2 protein-coding genes are annotated in these 1,716 nt (G+C 38.3%); both read left to right on the top strand.

Annotation, left to right across the window (positions count from 1 at the left end):
* The first annotated feature begins 155 nt into the window (after positions 1-155).
* Complete coding sequence (locus WBV75_RS01195; protein WP_424118837.1) at positions 156-956, top strand: hypothetical protein; 801 nt, start codon at positions 156-158, stop codon at positions 954-956.
* A gap of 38 nt (positions 957-994) precedes the next feature.
* Positions 995-1,716: hypothetical protein (locus tag WBV75_RS01190; protein ID WP_424118836.1), on the top strand; the 722-nt coding region annotated here is incomplete at its 3' end.

The following is a 1,716-nucleotide window of genomic DNA, read 5'->3' as shown; positions in this document are numbered from 1 at the left end:
TCGACACCTTCTAAAGCCAATCACCTTTGGAAGCCTTGTACCCCCGCCACTCACTCTGATGGGCTTTATCTAAAACACCTCATGCCGATGTTAACCAGATTTCACGTTGTCGGATAAATGCTAACTTAGTTTGTACAAAACAAATTAGGCAACCTATGTCTAAAACCTTGCCCTTTATAATCCTGTTTTACACTTTGTTTTTACCAGTGCAAGAATGCCAGTACGAAGCCTATTTTCAAATAACGGATTTGGCCAAAAAGCAGACTGCATCGGAAAGATTTACAGAAGCCAGAGCAAATTTCCAGGAAGCCTTTTCACAAATCGAATTTCCCCTCGGCCATGACCTAAGTGTTGCGCTTTATGTGGCAGACCAAACCAAGGATTTCGAGTGGGCAAGTTTACTTGCCAAAAAACTAGCAATGGGTGGTGCTCCTTTAAGATACTTTTCAAAATTCAAGAATCGAAAGTGGTACAACGAATTTGAATTGAAATTTGAAGAATATGCGAAGTTTTACAAGACCAACTTCAATCACGAATTGCGAAATCGATTTATGGTGTTGTCGAGAAGAGATATAGAATTTACTGAAAGATATCATTCGTGGAGAGAGGGAAAAATAGAAATGACCTTAGAGGAATTAATAGACGGGGCAACAGAAATTGTCACTGAATTTATAAGGCTCAATGAGGAATATGGTTTTCCAGACGAACAAAAAATGGGATATAACTACGTCCGGCGCAAAAACGACATTGAGCCGTATGATATCCTTGCCGTAGTAGTTCATATTTATCAAAGGGGCGTATTAATCCTTCAGGATGATATTCCCAATATAGTTTGCAGTGGTGGCCTGCACCCAGGTTATGAGAAAACTTTAAAACAGGTACGGGGTTTTGGCAATAGCACCGGTGTCGAACAAGAAATGCAAGCCAGGTACTCGAAATATAGAGGTGACTATTAATTTGCAATGCATAAAACACAATTCCTTGCTTAATTATCATGAACCACTTAAGTATTTTACTATTTATCGGATTTACTACGTTTTCTTACTCTCAGAGCACAGAGAAACAAGGGACAAACTACGTATTAGTAGATGATGACGGGATTATTGTGGAAAAATTTGACTCTACAGTAACCGATGAAAACAGATTCACCAGAAACAATGTGATATTCAGGGAGGGTGTTTCTTTTCACTACAAGTTTGAGCACTTGGATAAGGCTAATAAAAGGCACTACTTTAAATATATTGACAGCCTCTCCTACTGGGAATTTGTACCAGAAAATGAAGTGGATCAAAACACTATCCAGAAGGTTATAATATCGGTTAAAAAAGGTCTACAGGGCTTTGATAAACATATTCCAGGGTACAATCAGACCATTATCGGGTATGCATATCCTACTTCGGAAAACTATTTGGGTTCAATCTACACATCGTCAGGGGTTATTGAGAATGAAGCTAATGTTTGGATGCATCCACCCAGAGATGAATTTTTCCAGATTTTAGAGTTAAATCCTTTTCCATTTATAAAAGCTCCATACGTAATTGGCACAAAATGGACATGGTCTTTGAAGATTGGGGATTTTTGGTCTGATGGCAGATGGAAACTCTGGTCCGGGACTATTGAAAATAAATATGAATACGAGATAACTGATGTTAAATTCATTGAATCGTCTTTTGGAAGGCTACAGTGTTTTATAATCGAAAGTTCTGCAGTTAGTAG

It is taken from the genome of Robiginitalea sp. (assembly GCF_049588695.1).
In the GTDB taxonomy this organism is placed as follows: Bacteria; Bacteroidota; Bacteroidia; order Flavobacteriales; family Flavobacteriaceae; genus Robiginitalea.
The sequence above is the reverse complement of the archived record's forward strand: the minus strand, read 5'-3'. Positions and strand labels throughout refer to the sequence as shown.

What these genes read in the sequence shown, in the direction of transcription:
- WBV75_RS01195 (WP_424118837.1), top strand. Translation starts at nt 156, where the DNA reads ATGTCTAAAACCTTGCCCTTTATAATCCTGTTTTACACTTTGTTTTTA.